General features: G+C 76.8%; 30 protein-coding genes. 16 read left to right on the top strand and 14 right to left on the bottom strand.

Translation table 11 applies throughout. The annotated features are described in order from the left end of the window. Nucleotides 1-22 precede the first annotated feature (22 nt). Nucleotides 23-616, bottom strand: a complete 594-nt coding sequence (locus BLQ97_RS01325; RefSeq protein WP_091362531.1) for a hypothetical protein — start codon at nt 614-616, stop codon at nt 23-25. Nucleotides 617-712: 96 nt separating this feature from the next. Between BLQ97_RS01325 and BLQ97_RS01320 the strand changes: the two genes are divergently transcribed. Genes BLQ97_RS01320 through BLQ97_RS23170 form a run of 5 tightly spaced genes read left to right on the top strand, consistent with a single transcriptional unit; the run spans nt 713 to nt 4599 of the window. Beyond that, on the top strand, nt 713-1723 hold the full coding sequence (locus tag BLQ97_RS01320) for an aldo/keto reductase (protein ID WP_091362530.1): 1011 nt from the start codon (nt 713-715) through the stop codon (nt 1721-1723). Then, the gene (locus tag BLQ97_RS01315) at nt 1720-2508 is read left to right on the top strand and encodes an alpha/beta fold hydrolase (protein WP_091362529.1); all 789 of its coding nucleotides are present in this window, start codon (nt 1720-1722) and stop codon (nt 2506-2508) included. The genes BLQ97_RS01320 and BLQ97_RS01315 overlap by 4 nt, the downstream gene beginning before the upstream one ends. After that, nucleotides 2505-3011 (top strand): XdhC family protein, encoded by a 507-nt coding sequence (locus tag BLQ97_RS01310; protein ID WP_091362528.1) that lies wholly within the window; start codon nt 2505-2507, stop codon nt 3009-3011. Before BLQ97_RS01315 ends, BLQ97_RS01310 begins: the two co-directional genes overlap by 4 nt. Continuing rightward, complete coding sequence (locus BLQ97_RS01305) at nt 3008-4372, top strand: FGGY family carbohydrate kinase (RefSeq protein ID WP_091362527.1); 1365 nt, start codon at nt 3008-3010, stop codon at nt 4370-4372. The genes BLQ97_RS01310 and BLQ97_RS01305 overlap by 4 nt, the downstream gene beginning before the upstream one ends. 50 nt (nt 4373-4422) lie before the next feature. After that, nucleotides 4423-4599: a hypothetical protein gene (locus tag BLQ97_RS23170; protein WP_175471547.1), complete on the top strand. Its 177-nt coding sequence runs from the start codon at nt 4423-4425 to the stop codon at nt 4597-4599. A 93-nt stretch (nt 4600-4692) separates the two neighbouring features. Here the strand turns inward: BLQ97_RS23170 and hisN are convergent, their stop codons facing one another. Continuing rightward, nucleotides 4693-5502, bottom strand: coding sequence for a histidinol-phosphatase (hisN, locus tag BLQ97_RS01300; RefSeq protein ID WP_091362526.1), 810 nt, complete (start codon nt 5500-5502; stop codon nt 4693-4695). 22 nt (nt 5503-5524) lie between these two features. After that, the gene (locus BLQ97_RS01295; protein ID WP_091362525.1) at nt 5525-5701 is read right to left on the bottom strand and encodes a DUF2795 domain-containing protein; all 177 of its coding nucleotides are present in this window, start codon (nt 5699-5701) and stop codon (nt 5525-5527) included. A 54-nt stretch (nt 5702-5755) separates the two neighbouring features. Between BLQ97_RS01295 and BLQ97_RS01290 the strand changes: the two genes are divergently transcribed. Then, nucleotides 5756-6292 (top strand): DUF2087 domain-containing protein, encoded by a 537-nt coding sequence (locus BLQ97_RS01290; RefSeq protein ID WP_091362524.1) that lies wholly within the window; start codon nt 5756-5758, stop codon nt 6290-6292. A 171-nt stretch (nt 6293-6463) separates the two neighbouring features. Then, nucleotides 6464-7105, top strand: coding sequence for a hypothetical protein (locus tag BLQ97_RS01285; protein ID WP_091362523.1), 642 nt, complete (start codon nt 6464-6466; stop codon nt 7103-7105). Here the strand turns inward: BLQ97_RS01285 and BLQ97_RS01280 are convergent. The 4 genes from BLQ97_RS01280 to BLQ97_RS01265 form a co-directional block, all read right to left on the bottom strand. Further along, on the bottom strand, nt 7102-7533 hold the full coding sequence (locus tag BLQ97_RS01280; protein WP_091362522.1) for a VOC family protein: 432 nt from the start codon (nt 7531-7533) through the stop codon (nt 7102-7104). The two genes, BLQ97_RS01285 and BLQ97_RS01280, sit on opposite strands and share 4 nt — an antisense overlap. Before the next feature lie 11 nt (nt 7534-7544). Then, nucleotides 7545-8468, bottom strand: coding sequence for a ribosome small subunit-dependent GTPase A (gene rsgA / locus BLQ97_RS01275; RefSeq protein ID WP_245691709.1), 924 nt, complete (start codon nt 8466-8468; stop codon nt 7545-7547). 89 nt (nt 8469-8557) lie between these two features. Continuing rightward, nucleotides 8558-9838, bottom strand: coding sequence for a 3-phosphoshikimate 1-carboxyvinyltransferase (gene aroA / locus BLQ97_RS01270; RefSeq protein WP_091362521.1), 1281 nt, complete (start codon nt 9836-9838; stop codon nt 8558-8560). Between the two features lie 42 nt (nt 9839-9880). After that, nucleotides 9881-11344 (bottom strand): NAD-dependent succinate-semialdehyde dehydrogenase, encoded by a 1464-nt coding sequence (locus tag BLQ97_RS01265; RefSeq protein ID WP_091362520.1) that lies wholly within the window; start codon nt 11342-11344, stop codon nt 9881-9883. A 144-nt stretch (nt 11345-11488) separates the two neighbouring features. On the opposite strand from BLQ97_RS01265, the gene BLQ97_RS01260 reads away from it, so the two are divergent. Continuing rightward, nucleotides 11489-12235 carry an SOS response-associated peptidase gene (locus tag BLQ97_RS01260; RefSeq protein ID WP_091362519.1) on the top strand — a complete coding sequence of 249 codons (747 nt, stop codon included), beginning with the start codon at nt 11489-11491 and terminating at the stop codon, nt 12233-12235. A 74-nt stretch (nt 12236-12309) separates the two neighbouring features. After that, the gene (locus BLQ97_RS01255) at nt 12310-13791 is read left to right on the top strand and encodes a fused MFS/spermidine synthase (protein ID WP_245691707.1); all 1482 of its coding nucleotides are present in this window, start codon (nt 12310-12312) and stop codon (nt 13789-13791) included. Here BLQ97_RS01255 and ybaK read toward each other — a convergent pair. Beyond that, complete coding sequence (gene ybaK / locus BLQ97_RS01250; protein WP_091362518.1) at nt 13788-14261, bottom strand: Cys-tRNA(Pro) deacylase; 474 nt, start codon at nt 14259-14261, stop codon at nt 13788-13790. The genes BLQ97_RS01255 and ybaK overlap by 4 nt on opposite strands. 218 nt (nt 14262-14479) lie before the next feature. Between ybaK and BLQ97_RS01245 the strand changes: the two genes are divergently transcribed. Both BLQ97_RS01245 and rsrA read left to right on the top strand, forming a co-directional pair. After that, a complete protein-coding gene (locus tag BLQ97_RS01245) occupies nt 14480-15187 on the top strand; it encodes a sigma-70 family RNA polymerase sigma factor (RefSeq protein WP_091362517.1) in 708 nt (235 codons plus the stop codon). After that, nucleotides 15184-15522: a mycothiol system anti-sigma-R factor gene (gene rsrA / locus BLQ97_RS01240; RefSeq protein WP_091362516.1), complete on the top strand. Its 339-nt coding sequence runs from the start codon at nt 15184-15186 to the stop codon at nt 15520-15522. Before BLQ97_RS01245 ends, rsrA begins: the two co-directional genes overlap by 4 nt. Before the next feature lie 83 nt (nt 15523-15605). On the opposite strand, the gene BLQ97_RS24380 is transcribed toward rsrA, so the two are convergent. Further along, nucleotides 15606-15680 carry a 50S ribosomal protein bL37 gene (locus BLQ97_RS24380; protein WP_014377707.1) on the bottom strand — a complete coding sequence of 25 codons (75 nt, stop codon included), beginning with the start codon at nt 15678-15680 and terminating at the stop codon, nt 15606-15608. A gap of 173 nt (nt 15681-15853) precedes the next feature. Between BLQ97_RS24380 and BLQ97_RS01235 the strand changes: the two genes are divergently transcribed. Continuing rightward, nucleotides 15854-16903: a biotin carboxylase N-terminal domain-containing protein gene (locus tag BLQ97_RS01235; RefSeq protein ID WP_091363783.1), complete on the top strand. Its 1050-nt coding sequence runs from the start codon at nt 15854-15856 to the stop codon at nt 16901-16903. Between the two features lie 56 nt (nt 16904-16959). Further along, nucleotides 16960-17184, top strand: coding sequence for a biotin/lipoyl-binding carrier protein (locus tag BLQ97_RS01230; RefSeq protein WP_091362515.1), 225 nt, complete (start codon nt 16960-16962; stop codon nt 17182-17184). Nucleotides 17185-17190: 6 nt separating this feature from the next. On the opposite strand, the gene BLQ97_RS01225 is transcribed toward BLQ97_RS01230, so the two are convergent. After that, a complete protein-coding gene (locus BLQ97_RS01225) occupies nt 17191-18003 on the bottom strand; it encodes an esterase/lipase family protein (protein WP_217637005.1) in 813 nt (270 codons plus the stop codon). A gap of 137 nt (nt 18004-18140) precedes the next feature. Between BLQ97_RS01225 and BLQ97_RS01220 the strand changes: the two genes are divergently transcribed. Beyond that, nucleotides 18141-19661, top strand: coding sequence for a WS/DGAT/MGAT family O-acyltransferase (locus BLQ97_RS01220; RefSeq protein ID WP_175471546.1), 1521 nt, complete (start codon nt 18141-18143; stop codon nt 19659-19661). On the opposite strand, the gene BLQ97_RS01215 is transcribed toward BLQ97_RS01220, so the two are convergent. Then, complete coding sequence (locus BLQ97_RS01215; RefSeq protein WP_091362513.1) at nt 19636-20139, bottom strand: GNAT family N-acetyltransferase; 504 nt, start codon at nt 20137-20139, stop codon at nt 19636-19638. The two genes, BLQ97_RS01220 and BLQ97_RS01215, sit on opposite strands and share 26 nt — an antisense overlap. Before the next feature lie 77 nt (nt 20140-20216). Between BLQ97_RS01215 and BLQ97_RS01210 the strand changes: the two genes are divergently transcribed. Next, complete coding sequence (locus tag BLQ97_RS01210; protein ID WP_091362512.1) at nt 20217-21716, top strand: sensor histidine kinase; 1500 nt, start codon at nt 20217-20219, stop codon at nt 21714-21716. 85 nt (nt 21717-21801) lie between these two features. Here the strand turns inward: BLQ97_RS01210 and BLQ97_RS01205 are convergent, their stop codons facing one another. Both BLQ97_RS01205 and BLQ97_RS01200 read right to left on the bottom strand, forming a co-directional pair. Next, a complete protein-coding gene (locus BLQ97_RS01205; RefSeq protein ID WP_091362511.1) occupies nt 21802-22050 on the bottom strand; it encodes a WhiB family transcriptional regulator in 249 nt (82 codons plus the stop codon). Between the two features lie 438 nt (nt 22051-22488). Continuing rightward, nucleotides 22489-23511, bottom strand: a complete 1023-nt coding sequence (locus BLQ97_RS01200) for a diacylglycerol/lipid kinase family protein (protein ID WP_091362510.1) — start codon at nt 23509-23511, stop codon at nt 22489-22491. A gap of 71 nt (nt 23512-23582) precedes the next feature. Here BLQ97_RS01200 and BLQ97_RS01195 point away from each other — a divergent pair, with 71 nt between their 5' ends. After that, nucleotides 23583-24071 carry a hypothetical protein gene (locus tag BLQ97_RS01195; protein ID WP_091362509.1) on the top strand — a complete coding sequence of 163 codons (489 nt, stop codon included), beginning with the start codon at nt 23583-23585 and terminating at the stop codon, nt 24069-24071. Here the strand turns inward: BLQ97_RS01195 and BLQ97_RS01190 are convergent. After that, the gene (locus BLQ97_RS01190; protein ID WP_217637004.1) at nt 24068-24850 is read right to left on the bottom strand and encodes an HAD-IIA family hydrolase; all 783 of its coding nucleotides are present in this window, start codon (nt 24848-24850) and stop codon (nt 24068-24070) included. The genes BLQ97_RS01195 and BLQ97_RS01190 overlap by 4 nt on opposite strands.

Genomic DNA, 24850 nt, shown 5'->3' with positions numbered 1-24850 from the left:
CGCCCGGCGCGGCGCCGCGCGGCTACGGGGCGTCGGGCATCCGCGCCGCGGCGACGTCGGACACGGTGACGCCGGGATCCCCGGGCTGCGGTGCGGCGGCCCCCGCCGCGGCGGCGTCCGAGGTCGCGGCTGCCGGCGGCGTGCGCAGCGGCGGCCGGGGCTCCCCGGCGAGCGCGGGGCGGACGTCGACCAGGGGCGCGACCAGCCCCGTCGTCGGCCGCCGCACCGGGGTCGGGGCGGGCGGCGTCCCCCGACCCAGCGAGCGGAGCGCGGTCAGCAGGTCCAGCGCCGCCAGGGCCACGGCGCCGGCCGTGACGGTCCGCAGCCGCTCGTGCCGCCGGCCGCGGCGGCTCGACAGCGCGACGCCCATGACGGTCAGGTCGACCGCGTCGCCCAGGACGCGCGTCCACGCCCAGCCGGGCCGCCCGGCGAGCAGGCCGGCCGCCTGCGCCAGCTCCCGGGCGCCGACGGCGGTGATGACCGGCACCGCCGCGGGGGAGTCGTCGACGCCGGCGAACCGGGCGACGCCCGCGGGGGAGACCAGCATCGAGGTGCCGAGGCCGAGACTGGCCAGGCCGAGCAGTCGGGCGGTGCGGCGGGCGGGGCGCGCGCTCATGGGTCCTCCCGGGGATCGCTGCCCCGGCGGCTACCCGGCCTCCCCGCCCGGAAACGGCGGTGGCGGGGCCGCGCGCGCCCGGACGAGGATGCGGGCATGACCTCCCCCGTCGGTACCCGCACGCTCGGCCGGAACGGCCCGACCGTCTCCGCCCTCGGCCTCGGCTGCATGGGCATGAGCCAGATGTACGGCACCGCCGACCGCGACGAGTCCCTCGCCACCGTCCACCGCGCGCTCGACCTCGGCGTCACCTTCCTCGACACCTCCGACGTCTACGGCGACGGGCACAACGAGGAGCTCGTCGGGGAGGCGATCCGCGGCCGGCGCGACGAGGTGCAGCTGGCCACCAAGTTCTCGCTGTCGCGCAACGACCGCGGCGGCATGGACATCGACGGGCGCCCGGAGAACGTGCGGGCCCGCGCCGAGGCCAGCCTCCGCCGGCTGCGCGTCGACGTCATCGACCTCTACTACCAGCACCGGGTGGACCCGCGGGTGCCGATCGAGGACACCGTCGGCGCGATGGCCGAGCTCGTGCAGCAGGGCAAGGTCCGCCACCTCGGGCTGTCCGAGGCGTCGGCCGCCTCGATCCGCCGCGCCGTCACCGTCCACCCGATCGCCGCGCTGCAGAGCGAGTGGTCGCTGTGGACCCGCGACCTCGAGGCGGAGGTGCTCGGCGTGGCCCGCGAGCACGGGATCGGCATCGTGCCGTTCAGCCCGCTGGGCCGGGGCTTCCTCACCGGGGCCGTCCGCAGCCCCGACGACTTCGCCGAGGACGACTGGCGCCGCGGCCACCCCCGCTTCACCGGCGAGGCCTTCGCGGCCAACCTGCGGCTGGTCGACGCCGTCCGCGCGATGGCGGAGGAGCGCGGCTGCACGCCCGGACAGCTGGCGCTGGCCTGGGTGCTCGCCCAGGGCGACGACGTCGTCCCCATCCCCGGCACCAAGCGGCGCGCCTACCTGGAGGAGAACGTCGCGGCCGCCGCCGTCGCGCTGACCGGCGAGGACCTCGCGCGGCTGGGCGAGATCGCCCCACCCGGGGTCGCGCAGGGCGGCCGGTACGTCGACTCCTCCTACGCCTACGGCGACAGCCCGGAGCGCGCCGCGTGACCGTGCCCGCCACGCGGCAGCGGGTGCCCGGCGCCGACGGCGTCGAGGTGGCCGTGCACCGGTGGGGCGCCCCGGGCGACCGGCCGCCGGTGTACCTGCAGCACGGCTTCGTCGCCGACACCCGGCTCAACTGGGTGGGCACCGGCGTCCTGGCGGCCCTCCTGTCGGCCGGGCGGGAGGTCGTGGGGGTCGACGCCCGCGGGCACGGCCGGTCGGACAAGCCGCACGACCCGGGCGCCTACGGCGAGCTCCGGATGGCCGACGACCTGCGCCGGGTGGCCGACGCGCTCGGGCACGACTCGTTCGACCTGGCCGGCTTCTCGATGGGCGCGACGGTCGCGCTGCTGACCGCGGCCGCCGACCGCCGGGTGCGCCGGCTGGTGGTCTGCGGGGCCGGCGCCGCCCTGGTCGAGCCGTGGGGTGCCGAGCGCCACCGCGTCCTCATGGCCGGGCTGGCCGCCGCGTTCGAGGCGGCCGACGTCGCCGACGTGCGCGATCCGGTGACCGCCCCCTACCGCCGGCTGGCCGACGCCCTCGCCGCCGACCGGCGCGCCCTCGCCGCGCACGCCCGGGCGGTGCACACCCGGCACGCCGACCTGGCGGCGGTCACCGCGCCCACGCTCGTCCTCGCCGGCGACGCCGACCCGCTGGCGGCCCGCCCCGAGGTGCTCGCCGCGGCCATCCCGCGCGCCCGCGTGGTCGTCGTCCCCGGCGACCACGCGACCGCGCTCCGGGCACCGGCCTTCGCCGCGGCGCTGGTCGGCCACCTCGAGGAGGACCGGTGACCCCCGACCCGAACTGCGGCGTCGCGCACGGCGCCGCGGCGCCGGCCGCCACCGGCCGGGTGCTGGTGGCCGTCTTCGACTCGCCGGTGGCCGCGGTGCTGCAGCGCTGGGCGCCCGAGCTCGGCTTCCACACGGTGCTGCTCGACCCCGACCCGGCCCGCGGTGCCGGCGTCGTCGCCCTCGACGACCTCACCGAGGACCTCTCCGACGCCGACGTCGTGGTCACCGACCACCACCGGCCCGAGCTCGGCGAGGTGCTGCGCGACGCGCTGGCCCGCCGGGTGCGCTGGGTCGGCGTCCTGGGCAACCCGCGGCACGAGGGCCCGCACGTGGCCGCGCTGGCCGCGCTCGGCGTCCCGCCGGAGGAGGTCGCCCGCGTGCACCGGCCGATCGGGCTCGACATCGGCTCCCGCACCCCGGCCGAGATCGCGCTGAGCACGCTGGCCGGGCTGCTCGCCGACCGCAACGGCCGCGGCGGCGGGACGGAGCACCGGCCCCGGTGAGCGGCGTCCTGCTCGGGGCCGACCTGGGCACCAGCGGGCTCAAGGTCGTGGCGCTGGACGACGGCGGCCGCGTCGTCGCCGAGACCGAGGCCGGCTACGCCGTCGAGCGCCCGGCGCCCGACCGGGCCGAGTGCGCCGTCGCCACGTGGCGGCAGGCGCTCGACGACGCCCTCGCCCGGCTGCTGCCGGCGCTGGGCGGCCGGCCGGTGGCCGCGCTGGGCCTGTCCGGGCAGATGCACGGCGCGGTGCTCGTCGACGGCGCGGGCGCGGCCCTGGCCCCGGCGGTGCTGTGGCCCGACCGCCGGGCCGCCGGCGAGGTCGCCCGGTGGCGCGCCCTGCCGGCGACGGACCGGGCCGCGCTGGCCAACCCGCTGGTGCCCGGGATGACCGGGCCGGTGCTCGCCTGGCTGGCTGCCCACGAGCCGGGGCTGGTGGCCCGCGCGGCGGCGGTGCTGCTGCCCAAGGACGCGCTGCGCGCCACCCTGCTGCCCGGCACCGACCCGCGGGTCACCGACCGCAGCGACGCCTCGGCCACCCTGCTGTGGGACGTCGTCGCCGACGGGTGGTCCGCGGCCGCGCGCGCCGCCGCCGGGGTGCCCGCGGACCTGCTGCCCGGGGTGCGGTCGTCGGCGGAGGTCGCCGGCGTCACCGCACTGGACGGGGCGGAGGTGCCGGTCGTCGTCGGCGGCGCGGACACCCCGCTGGCGCTCCTGGCCGCGGGGGTGGCCGACGGGCTGCTGGTCAACCTCGGCACCGGCGTGCAGGTGCTGCGGCCGGGCCGGGTGCCGGCCCCGGCCGACGACCCGCCGGTGCACGCCTACGCCGACACCGGCGGGGGCTGGTACGCCATGGCCGCGCTGCAGAACGGCGGGTCGGCGTGGACGTGGGCGGCCGGCGTCCTCGGCGTGGCACCGGGGGAGCTGTTCGACCTGGCCGCGCAGTCGCCGCCCGGCGCCGGGGGAGCGGTGTTCGCGCCGTTCCTCACCGGCGAGCGCGGCGGCGTGGCCGGGCCCGACGACCGGGCCGGCTGGACCGGGATGACGGCCGCGACCACCCGCGCCGACCTCGCCCGCGCCGCCGTCGAGGGGGTCCTCGCGGCGGCCGCGGCCGCCGTCGACCTGCTCGGCGGCCCGGGCGGGGGACCCGTCGTGCTCACCGGTGGCGGCGGCCGCTCGCCGCTGGTCCGGCAGGGTCTGGCCGACGCGCTCGGCCGCCCGGTGACGTACCTGCCGCTGCGCAGCGCGTCCGCGGTCGGCGCGGCGGTGCTGGCCGGGCGGGGGGCCGGCACCCCGGTGGAACCCCGGCGGACGCCGGAGCCGCCGGTCGCGCCCTCGGAACGGCGCGGCCGCGAGGGCCGTTGACGGGGCAGCGGGGTCCGGTGCGGACCCCACCTCGGAAGGGAGGACGCCCCGTGGCGCTGTTCGACAAGGTGGCGCAGATCGCCCGCAGTCCCAAGGGCCAGCAGGTGCTCCGGCAGGTGTCGGAGAAGGCCCAGCAGGCGGCGAGGGACCCGAAGAACAAGGCGCGGATCGACGACGTCCGCCGCCGGTTCTCCGGTGGCCGCGGCGCCGGCGGTCCCCGCCCGTAGTCCCCGGCACCCGGCGGCGGCCCCTCCCCGGGTCCGGGGAGGGGCCGCCGTCATCTCTCAGGTCGTCTCTCAGGCCGTCTCTCAGGCCGTGTCTCAGGCCGCGTCGTCCGGCGGCAGGCGCAGGTGCGCCAGCGCGGCGTCGTGCAGGTGGCCGTTGGTGGCCAGGGCGCTGCCGCCGGCCGGTCCCGGGGCGCCGGAGAGGTCGGTGAACCGGCCGCCGGCCTCGCGGACGATGACGTCGAGCGCGGCGAGGTCCCACAGCGACACCTCGGGCTCGCAGGCGACGTCCACCGCGCCCTCGGCCAGGAGCACGTAGCTCCAGAAGTCGCCGTAGCCGCGGGTGCGCCAGACCGTCCGGGTGAGGTCGAGGAAGCCGTCGAGCACGCCGCGCTCCTCCCAGCCGGACAGACTGGAGAACGACAGGCTCGCGTCGCCGAGCTCGGAGACGCCCGAGACCCGGCAGCGGGTGGCCGACTCCAGCCGCCGTCCGGTCCAGGCGCCGACGTCCTTGGCCGCCCACCAGCGCCGGTTGAGCGCCGGGGCCGAGACCAGGCCGACGACCGCCTCGTCGCCGTCGAACAGGGCGATGAGCGTGGCCCAGACCGGCACGCCGCGGACGAAGTTCTTCGTCCCGTCGATCGGGTCGAGCACCCAGCGCCGCGGGCCGTGGCCGGTGACGCCGAACTCCTCGCCGAGCACGGCGTCGCGGGTGCGGGCCCGGGCGAGGGTGATCCGCAGCTGCTCCTCGACGGCGCGGTCGGCGTCGGTGACCGGCGTGAGGTCCGGCTTGGTCTCGACGGTGAGGTCGAGGGCCTTGAAGCGGTCCATGCTGATGGAGTCCGCCTGGTCGGCCAGCACGTGCGCCAGGTGCATGTCCCCCGTGAAGTCCCGGCCCGGTGTCATGGGCACCGAACCTAGCGGGACGTCAGTCGAACACCGCGGCGCTCACGCCGCTGGGGCCCTCGTACTCGCGGTCGTCGATCTTCTGCAGCGCGTCGAGCACCTCCTTGTCGCTGCCCTTCGCCTGCTCGAGGATCTGCTCCTTGGTCGCCGGGTAGTCCATGCCCTTGAGGGCCTTCTGGATGTCGATGGGGCTCACCATGCGATCCCGCCTACCCCCGCCCGCGCAGGTCGATGCGCGGATACCGTCGCGGGGGTGGAGGCGGCGAGGATCGTGGGACTGCTGGCCGACCCCACCCGGCTGAGGGTGGTGGCGGCCCTGGCGCTCGGCGCGGCGACGATCGAGGAGGTCGCCGCGGCGGCCGGGCTGGAGCTCAAGGACGTCGCGCTGGCCGCCCGCCGGCTCGCGCGCGGCGGCCTCGTGCGCCGGGAGGGGCACGGGCTCGAGCTGCTCACCGACCGCTTCGGCGCCGCCGCCCGCGCCGCCGCGGAGGCCGCCCCGGCGCCCGAGCCGCTGTCGGAGGACCCCGCCGAGTCGGCGGTCCTGGCCGCGTTCGTCCGCGACGGGCGGCTGGTGTCCATCCCCGCGCAGCAGAGCAAGCGGCGGGTGGTGCTCGAGCACCTGGTGCGGGTGTTCGACGCCGGCGTCCGCTATCCCGAGCGGGAGGTCAACGCCCTGCTGGCCGTCTGGCACCCCGACACCGCGGCGCTGCGCCGGTACCTGGTGGACGAGGGGCTGCTCAGCCGCTCCGCGGGCCTGTACTGGCGCTCCGGCGGCTGGGTCGACGTCTAGCTAGACCGGACACCTCCCCGCGGCAGGTCGTGCTCTGCCCACACCGGCGGGGCAGAGCACGACCCTCCACAGGAGCACCTGCCTCCTCTCCTTCGTGCTCTGCCCACACCGGCGGGGCAGAGCACGACCACTCGCGGGACAGGTGTCGGCCTGCGGGGTCACACTCCGGGCGTGCCCGACGCCGACGCCTTCCGCGCGCTCGCCCGCTCCTCGCCCGGGCGGTGGACGACGCTGCGGTTCACCGAGCGCCGGCGCCGCGACCGCGTCTGGTCCGCGCCCGTGCGGGCGTGGCTCCGCCGGCCCGACCTGCTGCGCGTCGAGGACGCCGCAGGACGGCTGCTCGACGTCGTCCGCGCGATCGGCGCCGACCACGACCCGATGTGGCAGGACTACCGGTGGGTCGCCGAGCTGCGGCCCCTGGAGCTCGCCGACGGCCTGGACCCCGACACGCGGGCAGTGGTGGTGGGGGCGGCGCTGGAGCTCGACGGCCTGCGGGAGGTCGAGCACGCCGGCCGCCCGGCGTGGGAGGCGCTCGTCGTCCCGACCGGCGTCTACGAGCCGCGCTGCGGGTGCTGCCCGCTGCTGCGCAGCCGCCGGGTCGACGAGCTCGAGTGGGGCAGCGTGCCCGAGGGGGTCGAGTACCCGACCGCGCACCTCGTCCGCCTGGATCTGCGGACCGGGGTCTGCGTGTGGGCCGAGGCGCTCGACGGCACCTTCGCCGGGGACACCCACGACCTGCGCATCGAGGCGGTCGACGAGCCGATGGCGGACGAGCTGTTCGACCGGGCCCGTCGCCAGGGCGCCGTCGGCTAGCCGAGCCGAACGGTGCCGTCGGCGTCGACCGACCAGCCGGGGTTGTGCGCGACCTCCCAGACGACGCCGTTGGGGTCGCGCACCAGCGCGTGGAACACCCCGCCGAAGGCCCCCTCCTCCGGCGCGGTGAGCACCGTGCCACCGGCGGCGGCCATGGCGTCGGCCAGCGCCCGGACGGCGTCCCGGTCGCCCACGTTGTGCGCCAGCGTCACGCCGGAGACGGCCGGCCGCTCGGGGCCGGTGCCGAGGTCCCGGGCGAACTGCGCCGTCTCGAAGAAGGCCAGCACCGTGCCCGGCGCCACCTGGAAGAAGACGATCTCCCCGGGCACGTCGAGCAGCGGCGTCCAGCCGAGGCCCTCGACGTAGAACCGCCGCGCCGCGTCGAGGTCGGCGGTCGCGAGCGTCACGAAGTGCACCTGCTGGTCCACGGGGCTTCCTCTCAGTAGCCGGGGCCGAGCTGGCCGACGGCGTCGAGCAATCGCCGCACGCTGGTCAGCCGCTGCACGCGACCGGCGGGACCGGCCGCGGCCCAGGCGTCCAGCGCGCAGTCGGGGTCGTCGGCGGAGTGGCCGCACCCGGGCGGGCAGTCGACGGCGGCCTCGGCCAGGTCCTCGAAGGCCCCGACCACGTCGTCCGCGGTGACGTGCGCCAGGCCCAGCGAGCGGATGCCGGGGGTGTCGACGATCGTGCCGCCGCCGGGCAGGTCGAACAGGACCGCCGACGACGACGTGTGCCGCCCCTTGCCCACCTTGCTCACGTCGCCGATCGCCCGGTCGGCATCGGGCACCAGCCGGTTGACCAGCGTCGACTTGCCCACGCCCGACTGGCCGACGAACACGCTGGTCCGCCCGGAGACCCGCTCGAGCAGCGGGTCCAGCGGCGTCTCGCGGGAGACGGGGACGGCGTCGACGCCGAGCCCGGCGTAGCGGTCCAGCAGCGGCTGCGGGCTGGCCAGGTCGGTCTTGGTCAGGCAGAACAGCGGCTCCAGGCCGCCGGCGTAGGCGGCGACCAGGCAGCGGTCGAGGAACCCCAGCGCCGGGTCGGGGTCGGCCACCGAGGTGACGACGACGAGCAGCTCGGCGTTGGCCACGACCACCCGCTCGGTGGGGTCGGTGTCGTCGGCGGTGCGCCGCAGCGACGTCGCCCGCTCCTCGATGACGACGATGCGGGCCAGGGTGTCGGGCCGGCCGGTGGTGTCGCCGACCAGCCGCACCCGGTCGCCGACGACGACGCCGTGCCGGCCGAGCTCGCGGGCGCGCATCGCGGTCACCTCGACCGGTGCGCCGCCCGGGCCCTCGACGCGGACCGTCATGCGGCCGCGGTCGACCGCGACCACCAGGCCCGGGACGGCGTCGGCGTGCACCGGGCGGGTGCGGGTGCGCGGCCGCGAGCCGCGCCGGTTGGGCCGGACCCGGACGTCGTCCTCGTCCGACCGGCTGTCGTGCCGGCGGCTCAGGAGCCCACCCCCGCGGTCGCCGAGAGCATCCCCGCCCAGCGCTCGCGGAAGTCGGGCAGTGTCTTGGCCACCGCCTCCGGCCCCGACACCCGCACGCCCTCGACGGCGAGGCCGAGGACCGCGGCCGCGTGCACCATCCGGTGGTCGGCGTAGGAGTCGACCAGCGCCGGGCGGCCCGGACCGGGGGTGACCACCAGCCCGTCGGGCAGCTGCTCGACCCGCGCGCCGACGGCGGTGAGCACCTCGTCGAGGGCCTGCAGGCGGTCGGTCTCGTGCCCCCGCAGGTGGCCGATCCCGGTGAGCCGGGAGGGGCCGTCGGCGAGCGCGCACAGCGCGGCGAGCACCGGTGTCAGCTCGCCCACCTCGTGCAGGTCGGCCACCAGGGGGGCGATCCGGCCGGTGCCGCTGACCCGCAGGCCGCCCGGGGTGCGCTCGACCTCGGCGCCCATCCCCGCCAGCAGCCGGTCGAGCTGCGCGCCGGGCTGGGTGGTGACCTCCGGCCAGTCGGGCACGGTGACCCGCCCGCCGGTGACCAGCGCGGCGGCGAGGAACGGCGCGGCGTTGGACAGGTCGGGCTCGACCACGCGGTCCCGCGCCGCGATCCGCCCGGGGGCGACCCGCCAGCCGCGCTCGGTGGCCGCCACGTCGACGCCGTGCTCGCGCAGCGCGGTCACGGTCATCTCCACGTGCGGCATCGACGGCACCCCGCCGGCCAGGGCCAAGTCGAGGCCCGCGCCGAAGCGGGCGGCGGCCAGCAGCAGGCCCGAGACGATCTGCGAGGACTCGCTCGCGTCGACGGTCACCGCGCCGCCGCGGACGCCGCCGGTGCCGTGCACGGTGAACGGCGCGCGGCCCCGGCCGTCGTCGTCGACCCGGACGCCGAGGTCGCGCAGCGCGGCGATGAGCCCGGCGTTGGGCCGCTCGTGCAGCCGCGGGTCGCCGTCCACCCGGACCGGGCCGTCGGCGAGCGCGGCCACCGGCGGGAGGAAGCGCAGCACGGTGCCGGCCAGCCCGGCGTCGACCTCGGCCGGGCCGCGCAGCGCGCCGGGGGTGACCAGCCAGTCGGCGCCGTCCTCCTCGACCCGCACGCCGAGCGCGCGCAGCCCGCCGGCCATGAGGTCGGTGTCGCGGGCGCGCAGCGGGCGCACCACCCGGCTCGGCCCGTCGGCGAGCGCGGCGAGCACCAGCGCCCGCGCGGTGATCGACTTCGATCCGGGCAGCGGGACGACGGCGTCGACGGGCGACGGGCGGTGCGGTGTCGTCCAGACCTGGCTCACGGGCCCATCCTGCCCGGCCCGCGACACCGCACCGCCCACCGCTCAGCCGCCGACCGGCTGCTTCGGCTTCTTCACCGGCACCGTGCGGACCAGCCGCCGGTTGGCGAACTCGAACATCGCCAGCTCGGAGAGCTCGCGGCCGTAGCCCGAGCGCTTGATCCCGCCGAAGGGCAGCTCGGGGGAGGAGCCGGTGGGCTGGTTGATCCACACCATGCCCGCCTCGAGCCGCTCGGCCACCGCGCGGGCGCGGTCGAGGTCGCTGCTCATGACGGTGGCGCCGAGGCCGAAGTCGCTGTCGTTGGCCAGCGCGACCGCCTCGTCGGCGTCCTTGACCTTGTAGACGACGGCGGCCGGGCCGAACAGCTCCTCGCGGAAGGCCCGCATCTCCGGGGTGACGTCGGTGAGGATGGTGGCCTCGACGAAGGCGCCCGGGTGCTCCGGCCGCGTGCCGCCGGCGACGACCGTGGCGCCCTTGTCGATCGCGTCCTGGATCTGCGCGTGCAGGTCCTGCGCGGCGCGCTCGCTCGACAGCGGGGCCAGCGACGTCGACGGGTCGGCCGGGTCGCCGGGGGAGAAGGTGGAGAACGCCTGCTTCAGGCCCTCGACGAAGGGCTCGTAGAGCTCCTCGGTGACGATGAGCCGCTTCGAGGCGGTGCAGGCCTGCCCGGTGTTCTGCATCCGGCCCATGGTGGCGGCCTTGACCGTGGCACCGAGGTCGTCGGCGTCGAGCACGATGAACGGGTCGCTGCCGCCGAGCTCGAGCACCGACTTCTTCAGGTGCTTGCCCGCGAGCGCCCCGACCGCGCTGCCGGCCCGCTCGCTGCCGGTCAGCGTGACGCCCTGGATGCGCGGGTCGGCGATGACCTGCTCGACGTCGTCGATGCGCAGGAAGGTGTTGGTGAAGACGCCCTCGGGCGCGCCGGCGTCGGTGAACAGCTGCTCGATGGCCACCGCGCACTGCGGGGTGATCTCGGCGTGCTTGAGGATGACGGTGTTGCCCAGCACCAGGTTCGGGCCGGCCACGCGGACCACCTGGTAGAAGGGGTAGTTCCACGGCTCGATGGCCAGCAGCACGCCCACCGGCTGGGTCTCGACGACCGCCTCGCCCTTGCCCATGAGCGGCGTGATCTGGGTGGGCTCGAGGAAGCCCGGGCCGTTGTCGGCGTAGTACTTGAGGATCATCGAGCAGAGGAAGAGCTCGCCCGTCGCCTCCTCGTGGCGCTTGCCCATCTCGGTGGTGATGAGCCGCGCGAGGTCGTCGCGGCGCTCGTCCATCAGCTCGGCGGCCCGCCGGACGACGGCGGCGCGCTCCTCGACCGGCCGCTGGCGCCACTCCTGGTAGGCGGCGTGCGCGGTCGCGACGATCCCGTCGATGGCCTCGGTCGGCGTGAAGTCGAACTCCTTCTCGACCTGGCCGGTGAAGGGGTTGACCGTCGCGTAGCGCCGCTCGGCGGACTCGCTGGCGGTCTTCGGCTGCTCGTGCGGTGGGTTCTGGGTCGCGGTCACGCCGGTGATCCTCGTCTCTCGTCGGTTCCGTCTCCACCGGGGGCCTACCCGTCGCCCAGCAGGGCACTCGTGCTGTCCCCGGGGCCGCCTAGAGTCGGTCCCGCGGCCCGTCGGGGGCCGGCCCGACAGCCGGGAGGACCTGCCATGTGCGGTCGCTACGCCGCCAGCCGCCGTCCCGAGGACCTCGTCGTCGAGTTCGAGGCGGTGCCCGCCGAGGGGCAGCAGCCGCTGCCGGCCGACTACAACGTCGCGCCCACCAAGGACGTCTACGTGGTCCGCACCAAGCGCGAGCGCGACGCCGAGGGCAGCCCCACCGGCGAGGCGCGCCGGGAGCTGCGCACCGTCCGCTGGGGGCTGGTGCCCTCGTGGGCGAAGGACCCCGCGGTGGGCAACCGGCTGCTCAACGCCCGCGTCGAGTCGCTCACCGAGAAGCCGGCCTTCCGCTCGGCGGCCCGCTCGCGGCGCTGCCTGGTGCCTGCCGACGGCTGGTACGAGTGGCAGAAGAAGCTCGACTCCCCGGGCAAGCAGCCCTTCTTCATCACCCCCGCCGACGGGTCGGTGCTGGCCATGGCCGGCCTCTACGAGGTCTGGGGGAAGGGCGAGGACCGGCTCTACACCTGCACCGTGGTCACCGCCCCCGCGGTCGGGGCCCTGGCCGAGGTCCACGACCGGATGCCGCTGGTGCTGCCGCGCGAGCGGTGGGCCGACTGGCTCGACCCGGCCCGCGACGACGTCGAGGCGCTGGCCGAGCCCACCCCGCCGGAGCTGGTCGAGGCGCTGGAGCTGCGCCCGGTGAGCACCGCGGTGAACAACGTCCGGAACAACGGCGCCGACCTGCTGGCCCGGGTGGAGGGCACCAGCGCCCCCGCCGACCAGCCGGCGCTCTTCTGAGGGGTCCCGTCCTGAGCGAGCGCGCGACCGTCGACCGCCCGACCCCGCCGGCCGACGGCGCGCTGCCCGGCTGGGTGGCGGCCGGCGTCACCTTCCTGTCCTCCGGCGCGGTGCTGGTGCTCGAGATCGTCGGGCTGCGGCTGATCGCGCCCTACGTGGGCATCACGCTGCAGACCAACACCGCGGTCATCGGGTTCGCGCTCGCCGCGATCGCGATCGGCGCCTGGGCCGGCGGCGCGGCGGCCGACCGCACCGACCCGCGGCGGCTGATCGCGCCGCTGCTGGTGGCCGGCGGGGCGCTGGTGGTCGCCGTCCTCCCGCTGGTCCGCTTCACCGGGTCGCTGCTCACCGGCGCCGACGCCGGCGGGGTGCTGCTGCTGGCCGCCGTCGCCGTGGTCGTGCCCGCGGCGCTGCTGTCGGCGGTGCCGCCGATGGTGGTCAAGCTGCAGCTGGCCAGCCTCGACGAGACCGGCGCGGTGGTCGGCCGGCTGTCGGGCATCGGCACGCTCGGCGGCATCGCGGCCACCTTCGTCACCGGGTTCCTGCTCATCGCCGTCTTCCCCTCCAGCGGCATCCTCGTGGGCACCGGGCTGGTCACCGTCGCCGCCGGGGTGGCGGTCGGGGTGCTGCTGCGCCGGCGCGCCGGGGGCGGGGCGGGCCGGGTGCCGGCGGGGCTGCTGCTGCTCGCCGTCACGGGGTCGCTGCTGGCGGCGGTCGCGCCGACGCCGTGCGAGGAGGAGACCGCCTACCACTGCGCCCGCGTGGTGGCCGACCCCGAGCGCGACGGCGGCCGGGTCCTGGTGCTCGACACGCTGCGGCACTCCTACGTCGACCTCGACGACCCCACGCACCTGGAGTTCGAGTACGTGCGGGCGATCGCCGCGGTGACCGACGCGATGGCGCCGGCGGGGGAGCCGCTGTCGGCGCTGCACCTGGGCGGCGGCGGGGCGACCGTGCCCCGCTACCTGGCCGAGGTGCGGCCCGGCACGGTCAGCCGCGTGCTGGAGGTGGATCCCGGCGTGGTCGAGATCGACCGCGAGCAGCTGGGGCTGGCCGAGTCCGCCGACCTCGAGGTGCGCGTCGGCGACGCCCGCGTCGGGCTGGGCGCGGAGGCCGCGGACACCCGCGACCTCGTCGTCGGCGACGCCTTCGGGGGCCTGTCGGTGCCCTGGCAGCTGACCACCGTGGAGGCGCTCGGCCTGGTCGACCGCGCGCTCACCGACGACGGCGTCTACGCGGCCAACCTCATCGACCACCCGCCGCTGGGCTTCGTGCGCGCGGAGCTGGCCACGATGCGGCAGGTCTGGCCGCACGTGCTGCTGCTCGCCCGCGCCCCGGTGCTCGCCGGGGAGGACGGCGGCAACCTGGTCGCCGTCGCCTCCCACCGGCCGCTGGACGAGCGGGCGCTGGCCGGGGCGCTGCTGGCGCAGGACTCCACCTGGCAGGTGGCCTCGGCCGAGGAGGTGGCCGACCTGGCCGGCGACGCGCAGGTGCTCACCGACGACAGCGCGCCGGTCGACCAGCTGCTCACCCCCTACGGCGCCCCGGGCCGCTAGCGCGCGATGGGCGCGGTGCGGGCCCGGGTCAGGCGGACGAGGTCGGCCGGGGGCAGCTCCACCTGCAGCCCGCGGCGGCCGGCGCTCACCATGACCGTCGGGAACCGCAGTGCCGACTCGTCGACGACGGTGGGCAGCGCCCTGCGCTGGCCCAGGGGGCTGATCCCGCCGAGCACGTAGCCGGTGGTGCGCTCGGCGTCGGCCGGGTCGGCCATCGCCGCCTTCCGCCCGCCGGCCGCGGCGGCCAGCGCCTTGAGGTCCAGGCTGCCGCTCACCGGGACGACGGCCACCGTCAGCACGCCGTCGACCCGGGCGACCAGCGTCTTGAACACCTGCCGCGGGTCGGCGCCGAGCGCGGCCACCGCCGCCTCGCCGTGCCCCTGGTCGGCGGGGTGCTCGGCGTCGTAGGGGTGCAGGGTGTGCGCCACGCGGGCCTTCTCCAGGGCCCGCACCGCGGGGGTCGCCGCCACGGCCGGGCAGCGTAGCGACGCCGGTCCGGCTGCGCCGCCGGGTTCCGGGACCGGGAATGACCGCGCCGCCCGGCGCGGTTGGACCGGACGTGAGCAGCACCGTCTCCAGCGCCCGCACCCGGGCCCCGCGCCGGCGGCCCCCGGGCCGCCCCGACGCCGCGCGACTAGGATCGTCCGACGTGGTCGCTCGCCTCCGGGCGCCGCAGAGAGGACGGTCGGTGCCTGAGGAGTCCGCGGGCGGGAACCCCGCCGTCGAGCCCGCCGAGACCCCGGTGCCCGGAGCGCCCGTGGAGGTGCCCGAGGCCCGCGAGGGCGGCAGCCGCACCGAGGTCGCCGAGACCCGTGCCGAGCGCGACGCCCGGTTCGAGCGCGACGCGCTGCCCTACCTCGACCAGCTGTACCCGGCGGCCCTGCGGATGACCCGCAACCCGGCCGACGCCGAGGACCTGGTCCAGGAGACGTTCGTCAAGGCCTACTCCGCGTTCCACCAGTTCGCCGAGGGCACCAACCTCAAGGCCTGGCTCTACCGGATCCTGACGAACACCTACATCAACAGCTACCGCAAGAAGCAGCGGCAGCCGCAGCAGTACCCCACCGACCAGGTGCAGGACTGGCAGCTGTACGCCGCCGAGGAGCACAGCTCCAGCGGCCTGCGGTCGGCCGAGATCGAGGCGCTGGACCACCTGCCCGACTCCGACATCAAGGACGCGCTGCAGCAGCTGCCGGAGGACTTCCGGCTGGCGGTCTACCTCGCCGACGTCGAGGGCTTCGCCTACAAGGAGATCGCCGAGATCATGGGCACGCCCATCGGCACGGTGATGTCCCGGCTGCACCGCGGCCGGCGCGGCCTGCAGCGGCTGCTGGCCGACTACGCCCGCGAGCGCGGCTTCGTCCGCGCCGGCGCCGGAGAGGGGGCCGGGTCGTGAGCAGCGAGCAGGAGCACCCGCTCGAGATCTCCTCGTGCGACGACGTGCTGTCGCACGTCTTCGAGTTCCTCGACCACGAGACCGACGACGCCCGCCGCGAGGTCATCGCCGAGCACCTCGAGGACTGCTCGCCGTGCCTACGCCAGTTCGGCATCGAGCAGGAGTTCAAGGCGCTGGTCCGGCGTCGCTGCGGCGGCGACAAGCCGCCCATCGGGCTCAAGGACCGGATCAAGCTGCAGCTGACCCGCGTCTCCTTCGAGGAGGACGGCACCCAGGTCAGCGTCGAGCAGGTGCGCGCCGAGGTGGTCCGCACCGACCGGTCCACCGAGCAGTAGCAGCACCGACGACGACGCCCGCCCCGGTTCTCCGGAGCGGGCGTCGTGCTGTCGGCCCCCGCGGGGGGCGAGGGGGTCCTTCTTCAGGCGTTGGGGCGCTTGCCGTGGTTGGCCTTGTTCCCCTTGCGGGAGCGCCGCTTGCGTCCACGCTTGGACATCGCTGCCCTCCTCTCCTCGTCGTCGGGTGGTCGGCGGGGTCGCCGGGTCTGGGGTCCAGGGTCCCACAACAGGGTGGGACACCCCCCGGCCGGTGCGGCGGGTGTCGGCACCGCGGGGGACCATGGCCGGGGACGGGGACGACGGGGCCCCCGCCAGGGACGAGGGGAACGGCGTGGCCCAGCACGGGATCGAGAGCGTGCTCGTGGCGGGCCGGGGGCCCGCGGCGTGCGCGGTGATCGCGGCCTGCTCCCGGCTCGACGTGAAGTCGGTGGCCGTCTACTCCGAGGCCGAGCGGTCGGCCCGGCACGTGCGGCTGGCCGACGACGCGGTGCTGCTCGGCCCGGCGCCGGCGGTGGACTCCTACCTCGCCGTCGACCGGATCGTGGAGGCCGCCCGCCGCAGCGGGGTGGCCGCCGTCCTGCCGGTGCCGCCGGCGCTGGCCGGCAACGCCGCGCTCGCCGGTGAGGTGGCCGCCGCCGGGCTGACCTGGATCGGCCCGCCGGCCGAGGTGCTCGAGCGGCTCGGCGGCGACGGCGTCGAGCCGGCCAGCGAGCACGGTCTGCTGGCGCTGGTCACCGACGAGGGGCTGCGCTACCCGACGCCGGTGGCCCGCGACCGGGCCGCCGGCATCGCCCGGGTGTCCTGGACCCCCGAGCCGCCGCTGGAGGTGCCGCCGGGCGCCAAGCGGCTGGCCGAGGTCGGCTGGCGCGGCCTGGTCACCGTGGGCGTCTCCGAGGACGGCGAGCTCGGCGAGATCGCGGCCGGCTTCTCCCTCGACATGGCGGTGCTCGAGCGGGCCCACCGGGTCGACGCCGTCGACCTGGCGCTGGCCGTGGCCGCCGGCGAGCGCGGGCCGCGCCGCCGCACGCCCGAGGAGCGGCCGCCACGCGCCGCCGTCGCCGTCCAGCTGCGCGCCACCCTGCCGCCGGGACGGGCCGGGCGGGTCACCGGGCGGCTGCCGGACTCCGGCCTGCTGCGCGGTGCCACCGGCCGCACGGAGGTGGTCGCGGTGAGCGGCTACGGGCCCGGTGACCGCCTCGACGGCTGGTACGACGCGCTGCTGGCCACCGTCAGTGCCGGCGGGGACGACACGGCGACCGCCGCCCGGGCCGCCGCGGCGGCGTTGTCGGGGCTGCCCGAGACCGGCGTCCCGCACGACGGCGAGGAGGTGTGCGCCGTCCTCGGCCGGCTGGCCGACGGCGACCCCGCCCCCGGCGGCTGAGGCGGGCGCGGGCCCGTCACCTGCTTGGATGGGACCCGACCCGAGGGAGGTGCCGCGTGGCGGTCGAGGAGATCCACGCCGAGATGGTCTCCAGCGTGTGGCGGGTGCTGGTCGCACCGGGGACCGAGGTCGCCGCCGGGGACACGCTGGTCGTGCTGGAGTCGATGAAGATGGAGATCCCCGTCCTCACCGAGCGCGCCGGCGTGGTGCAGGAGCTGCACGTCGTCGAGGGCGAGGTGCTCCAGGAGGGCGACCTGATCGCCACCGTCGCCGACGGCTGAGCCCCCTCAGGCCGGGGCCGGGGTCGGGGCCGCCGTCCGCGCCGCCAGGGCGGCCAGCCGCTCGCCGAGCAGCCGGTAGACCGCCGGGTGGACGCTCATGCCGACGTGGCTGGAGTCGACCTCCACGTGCTCGGCGGCCGGGTCGAGGCACGCGTGCCAGTCGACCACCCAGTCGCTGCGCGAGTAGACCGAGACGTAGGGCACCTGCGCGGGGAAGGGCCGGGCGAGCTCGGCGGCGAGGTCGTCGGCGCACCCGCCCCGCACGCAGTCGTCCCGGAACAGCCCGGGCACCCCGGCCGTGCCGAGGGCCGCGACCAGCCGCACCTGCGCGGCGACCAGCGGGTTGATCGCCATGTGGTCGACGTTCGGGCTGCCCAGCGTGACGATCCCGCGGACGAGGTCGGGCCGGCGCGCGGCCACCAGCTTGGCGAACAGCCCGCCGCGGCTCTGCCCCACGATCGCCGCGGGCCGCCCGGTCCGGTCGGTGAGCTCGACCAACCGGCGCTCGAGGCGCTCGACGGCCAGGCCGGTGCAGTCGACGTTGACCCGGATCTGCGAGGTGCACGTCCGGTAGCCCCGGGCCCGCAGCCAGCGGTCGAGCAGCGACAGCGACGGGTCACCGGCCAGGAACCCGGGGACCAGCAGCACCGGCAGCCCGCCGCCGTCCGGCACGCCGACGCCCCGCCACACGGGCGAGCGCACCAGCGCGGCCGCCTCGCGCCACGGCCGCTGGGCCGCGAGCAGGGCGGCGACCGGGGAGGCGCCCAGCCACGGAGGGGCCTCGCCGGCCGGGGTGCGGGGGAGCGCGGCAGTGCGCATCGACGGTGTCCTCGTGTCCGTGGGGCCCGGACGGGCGCCGGCCCCCTCGCAGCCGAGTGTGGGCCCTGACACACTCGCCAGCACGTCGCGGGGCGCCGGCCGGCCCCCGTGTCGCCGTCCCGGGGAGGTCAGCCGCCGTGAAGCAGCTGTCGGGTCTGGACGCGACGTTCCTGCACCTGGAGACGTCCGCGCAGTTCGGCCACGTGTCGAGCCTGTCGGTCTACACCCGCCCGGACACGGCCGACTACCGGCCCTACGACGCGTGGCGCGCCCAGCTCCAGCAGCGGCTGCACCTGCTCGAGCCGCTGCGCCGGCGGCTGGCCGAGGTGCCGCTGGGCCTGGACCACCCCTACTGGGTGGCCGACCCCGCCTTCGACCTCGACTTCCACGTGCGCCACACCGCCGTCCCGCCGCCGGGCACCGACGACCAGCTCGCGGCGCTCGCCGGCCGGCTGGTCTCCCGGCCCCTCGACCGGCGCAAGCCGCTGTGGCTGTCCTACGTCATCGAGGGGCTGGCCGACGGCCGCTTCGCCGTCCTCACGATCGTCCACCACGCCACGATCGACGGGGCGTCGGGCGTGGAGCTGATGACGCTCATGCTCGACGACAGCCCGCAGGGCTCCACCGTGCCCCCCGAGGGTGACCCGTGGACGCCCGAGCGGCCGCCCGGTGACCTGGAGATGCTGGCCCGCGGCGCCCTCGGCCTGGCCCGCAAGCCCGCGCGCGGGGTGCTGCTCGCCGCCCGCACCGCCCGCGAGGTGGGCCGGGCGACCCGCAACCCGGTGCTGGTCCGCGCCGCCAACGACGTCCGCCGCAGCCTGCGCGGCCCGCTCGGCACGGTGCTCAACCTCGGCCGCAGCCGCCCCGAGGAGCCCGACCGGACGGCGCCGCTGCCCAGCGTCCGGCCGCCGCGCACGCCGTTCAACGGGCCGATCACCCCGCACCGCAAGCTCGCCATCCGGTCGACGTCGCTCGACGTGGTCCGGCAGGTGAAGTCGGCGCTGGGCGCCACGGTCAACGACGTCGTGATGGCCGCGTGCGCCGGCGGGCTGCGCACCTTCCTCGACCGCCGCGGCGCGCTGCCCGACGACCCGCTGGTGGCGCTGGTGCCCGTCTCGGTGCGCACCGGGGAGGAGACCGACCGCTGGACCAACCGGGTGTCGATGCTCTCGGCGGTCCTGCCCACCGACGAGCCCGACCCCGTGCAGCGGGTCCGGCGGGTGCACGAGTCGATGGCCAGCAGCAAGGAGCTGTTCTCCGCGCTGCCCGCCGAGCGGCTCACCGACTTCGCGGAGTTCCCGCCGCCGGCGGTGTTCGCGCGGGCGATGCGGCTCAGTGCCCGGCTGCGCCTGGGCTCGCGGCTGTCGCCGGGCAACCTCGTCATCTCCAACGTGCCCGGACCGCGCACCCCGCTGTACGCGGCGGGCGCGCGGCTCGAGCACTACTTCCCGGTGTCGACGATCATCGAGGGGCAGGGGCTCAACATCACGGTGCAGAGCTACCTCGACCGGCTCGACTGGGGCCTGGTCTCGTGCGCCGAGCTGCTGCCCGACGTCGACGTGCTGCTGGCCGACGTCCTCGACGAGCTCGACGCGCTGGCGGCGGCCGCCGGGGTCCCCGCGACGGCGGGGGTCACAGGTCGAGCGCGTACACCATGAGGTCGACGCCGGACACGGGCGACCAGTCGCGCGCCGGCAGCCGGGTGAAGCCCAGCCGCCGGTAGAGCCGGTGCGCGGCGGCCATCCGCGGGTCGGTGGAGAGCACCACGCGCCGCCGGCCCGCCGCCCGCGCGCGGTCGAGGCACGCCCGGACGAGCAGCTCCCCGACGCCGCGGCCGCGGGCCGCCGGGTCGACGACGAGCATCCGGAACGCCGCCTCGTCGTCGGACTCGGTGACCTCGCCGAAGTCGCCCGCCAGGACCAGCGCCACGGCCCCCACCACCTCGCCGCCGTCGCGCGCGACCAGCAGGGTCGAGCGCCCGGCCCGGCCGGCCACGTCGGCCAGCGCGGGCAGGTAGTGCTCGGAGGCCAGGTCCTCGTCGCGGTAGACGCCGGCGGTCAACGCGCCGATGCGCGGGAAGTCCGCGGGCACGGCCTCCTCGACCGGAACGGGCGGGAGGGGGGACGGCGCGGCCACGGCTCCCGAGCCTAGGAGGACGCCGCCGTACCGGTACCGCGGGTGCGGCGGTGCCCCGACCTACCCTCGACAGCACCATGAGCACCCTCTCCGAACGCCTGCACCGCGGCTCGGCGTCCGCGCCGTCGCAGGTCGACCACGCCCGGCGGCTGGTGGCCGACTGGCAGCTGCTGGCCGACCTGGCCTTCGCCGACCTCACGCTGTGGGTGCCGCTGCGCACCGGCGCCTGGTGGTGCGTGGCCCAGGTGCGGCCGCTGACGGCGCCGACCAGCCAGCCCGAGGACCTCGTGGGCAGCGAGGTGGCCGGCCCCGACGCGGAGCCGTTCCGGCTGGCCCACCGCGAGGGCCGGCCGGTGACCGAGGGGGACCCGGACTGGTCGGGCGCCAGCCCGCGCCGGCGGGAGGTCATCCCGGTGCGGCACGACGGCGTCGTCGTCGCGGTGCTCGCCAAGGACACCAACCTGGCCGTGACCCGGTCGCCGTCGACGCTGGAGCTGACCTACCTCGACATCGCCGCCGACCTCTGCCTCATGGTCTCGGCCGGCACCTTCCCCCCGGAGAAGCTGCTCGACGGTGAGCTCAGCCCGCGGGTGGGCGACGGGCTGGTGCGGCTGGACGCCGCCGGCCGCGCCGTCTACGCCAGCCCCAACGCGCTGTCGGCCTTCCGGCGGCTGGGGGTGACCGGTGACCTGGCCGGCGCCGACCTGGCGCGGGTGACGCGGTCGGCGGCCGCCGACGGGGTGGCCGGGGAGGCGGTCGCGGCGAACATCTCGGCGGCGGTGGCCGGGCGGTTCCCCGAGCCCGCCGACGTCGAGGGCCGCAGCGCCACGCTGCTGGTGCGCGCGCTGCCGCTGCAGGCGCCGGGCGCCGAGGAGGGCGCGCTGGTGCTCGTCCGCGACGTCACCGACCTGCGCAGCCGCGACCGGGCGCTGCTCACCAAGGACGCGACCATCCGCGAGATCCACCACCGGGTGAAGAACAACCTGCAGACGGTCGCGGCGCTGCTGCGGCTGCAGGCCCGGCGGATGACCGAGCCGGCGGCGCGGGCCGCGCTGGAGGAGTCGGTGCGCCGGGTGGCCTCGATCGCGGTGGTGCACGAGACGCTGGCCGGCAGCCGCGAGGACGTCGTCGACGTCGACGGCGTGCTCGACCAGGTGCTGCCGATGCTGGGCGACCTGACCTCGATCGGCCCGGCGGCGCGCACCCGCCGCGTGGGGGCGTTCGGCGAGCTGCCCGCGGCCACCGCGACCCCGCTGGTCATGGCGGTCACCGAGCTGCTGCACAACGCCGCCGAGCACGCCTTCCCGGCCGACGGCCAGCCCGGCTCGATCGAGCTGGTGGCCGAGCGCGACGGCGAGGACCTGGTGGTGCGGGTGCGCGACGACGGCCAGGGGCTGCCCGAGGGGTTCGACCCGGCGCTCAGCGACGGCCTGGGCCTGCAGATCGTGCGCACGCTGGTGACCAGCGAGCTGGGCGGGACGCTGCACACGACGACGCCGGCGCAGCCGCCCGGTCCCGGCCGCCCGGGCACCGAGGTCGTGCTCGACCTGCCCGGGGCCGGCCGACCACGCCGCTGACCGGGAACGCCGAGAGGCCGGCACCCCCACGGGGGCGCCGGCCTCTCGGCGTCGTGCGGTCCGGCTCAGGCCGGGCGCTGGTCGGTCAGGCGCGGATGCGGGCGCGGGACTGACGGCGCTTGAGGGCGCGTCGCTCGTCCTCGGACAGCCCGCCCCACACGCCGGAGTCCTGGCCGGAGCTCAGGGCCCAGTCCAGGCAGGACGAGACGACCGAGCAGCGGCCGCAGACCGCCTTGGCCTGCTCGATCTGCACGAGGGCGGGGCCGGTCGTCCCGATGGGGAAGAACAGCTCGGGGTCCTCGTCCCGGCAGAGCGCGCGGTGGCGCCAGTCCATGTCGGTGTACTCCTCGGTGTCGGCTACGGTCGTGCTGCAGAGCGCTGACGTCGGGCCGCTCGCGCAGGCGACACCGGTGTCCCAGCGTCTCAGTCCGGCGACCACCCGCCGTGTTGTTACCGGCAGGTTGCGTTCCTCTCGCGATGTTTTCACCTGAGGACCGCGTGTCAAGCGAAGGCGGGGCCTGTTCAAAGCCCTCGTGAGCAAGCTCACCACGCTCGTGCTAAGGGCGCCACTCGGCTCGACCGGGGTGGTTGACACCGGCCCGCTGACGTGCGTAGACGCCGGTCACACGCTCGGCGGCGGTGTCGCCGTCGACCCGCGGGGCGGGCCGCCCGCACCCCGTGGTGCCCGACCTCGCGCCGTGCGCCGGGGTCGGGCACCACACGGCGAGGTCGGGGTGCGCGGGCAGCGGCGCCGTCGGGTGGGGCGACGTCCTCAGGCGACGACGGAGAGGGCGGCCGGCACCGACCGCACCCGCAGCCCGGTCGCCGTCCCGAGGTGGTCGCCGTCGAGCTGCCAGCCCTGCGGGCGCGACGCCGTCAGGGTCAGCTCGGCCAGGTCGTGGCGGCGGTGCACGCCGCGGCCGCGGGCGTCGGGACGGCGGGCGAGCACCTGCCGGGAGTGGTGCAGCATCCGCAGCACGCCCACCCGGCCCATCGCGAACACGTCGAGGCCGGCGTCGAAGGAGGCCTCGGGGCTGGGGTTCACCGGCCGGGCGCCCAGGTAGGTCCACGGGCTGACGTTGGAGACCAGGCAGAGGAACAGGCCGTCGAGGTCCTCCTCGCCGGGCAGGGCCAGGGTCATGGCCGGACGGCGCCGCTCGCGGCCGAGCACGAAGGTGCGCGTGGCCTCGCGGACGTACAGCGCGCCGGTGGAGCGGCGCCCGCGGGCCCGCTGCGCCTCGACGCGGGAGATCACGTCGGCGTCGAAGCCCATCCCGGCGGCGAAGACGAACCAGCGCGGCGCGGACCACCCCGGGTCGGCCGCCGCGTCCGCGGTCGCGGCGACGGTGGCCACCGCGGGGTCGGCCTCGCGCACCGGGGTGCTGCTGGTGCCGCGGGCGCTGGCGGTCCCCAGCGACACCCGGCGGGTCCGGCCCGTGCGCAGCGCGTCGAGGATCTCCCCGGTGGCCTCGACCGGGTCGCGGGAGCGGCCCAGCGCGCGGGAGAAGACGTTGGTCGAGCCGCCGGGGACGACGGCCAGCGTGGGCACGTGCGCCCCCGGCCCCTCGGCGAGCAGCCCGTTGACCACCTCGTTGACGGTGCCGTCCCCACCGAGCGCGACGACGACGTCGACCCCCTCGTCGAGCGCCTGCCGGCCCAGCTCCCGGGCGTGCCCGCGGTGACCGGTCTCGGCGAGGTCCACCTTGAGCTCGCTGGCCAGGGCCCCCACGAGGACGTCGCGCACCCGGCCGGTCGTCGTCGTCGCCGCCGGGTTGGCCACCACGAGCGCGCGCATGGGCCCAGGCTAACGAGCCCGGACCGGCCGGACGGGGCGTGCCGTGACCGGTGACGCGTAGCCTCGCTGGTGTGACGGACGAGGACGCGACACGCCGCCCGAGCAGGGCCGAGCGGCTCTTCGGCGGGGTCGCGCAGCCCGCGGCCCGCCCGCCGCGCGCCCCCGCTCCCGAGGCGCCGGTCGCCGTCCGCCGGGCGGCGCTGGTGGCCGCCGTCGAGGCCGCGCTGCTGCTGGGCACCGCGCTCGTCGTCCTCTGGCTGACGCTGACCAGCGACCCCGACAGCGTGGGCCGGGCGCTGGCCGAGGTGGTCTACGTCGGGTTCTTCGGCGTCGCGCTCGCGGTCGCCGCGGCCGGGCTGCGGCGGGTCGCCGGCTGGGCGCGCGGGCCGGTCGTCGTCCTGCAGGTCCTGCTCGGCCTGTTCGGCTACAGCACCGCCTTCCCCGGGCAGCAGCCGCTGCTGGGGGTCCCGCTGATCGTGCTGGCCGTGGCCGAGCTGTACCTGCTCGCCACCCCGGAGGCGCGGCTGGCCTTCTCGGGGACGACGGGACCGGCCCGCTAGACGAGCCCGACGACGTCGGCGATCGAGTCGAGCACCCGGCCCGGCCGGAACGGGAAGCGGGCGACGTCGGCCGCGGTGGTCGACCCGGTGAGCACCAGGATCGTGTCCAGCCCCGCCTCGATGCCGGCGACGACGTCGGTGTCCATCCGGTCGCCGATCATCACCGTCGACTCCGAGTGCGCCTCGATCCGGTTCATCGCGCTGCGGAACATCATCGGGTTGGGCTTGCCGACGAAGTAGGGCTTGGCGCCGGTGGCCTCGGTGATCATCGCGGCCACCGAGCCGGTCGCCGGCAGCGGTCCCTCCGGCGAGGGCCCGGTGACGTCGGGGTTGGTCGCGATGAACCGGGCGCCCGCGCCGATGAGCCGGATGGCCCGGGTGATCGCCTCGAACGAGTAGGTGCGGGTCTCGCCGAGGACGACGTAGTCGGGCTCGGTGTCGGTGAGCGTGTAGCCGGCCTCGTACAGCGCCGTGGTCAGGCCGGCCTCGCCGATGACGTAGGCCGAGCCGCCGGGCAGCTGGGAGGACAGGAAGTCCGCCGTCGCCAGCGCCGACGTCCAGATCGACTGCTCGGGCACCTGCAGCCCGGAGCGCGACAGCCGGGCGGCGAGGTCGCGCGGCGTGAAGATCGAGTTGTTGGTGAGCACGAGGAAGCGTCGCCCGGTGTCCACCAGGCGGGCGAGGAACTCCGCGGCGCCGGGGAGGGCCTGGCCCTCGTGCACCAGGACGCCGTCCATGTCGGTCAGCCAGCACTCCGCCTCGCGGCGATCGGTCGTCAC

Origin of the sequence: Geodermatophilus telluris (assembly GCF_900102745.1) — a bacterium.
Lineage (GTDB): Bacteria > Actinomycetota > Actinomycetes > Mycobacteriales > Geodermatophilaceae > Geodermatophilus > Geodermatophilus telluris.
This window is presented reverse-complemented; position numbering and strand designations above follow the sequence as displayed.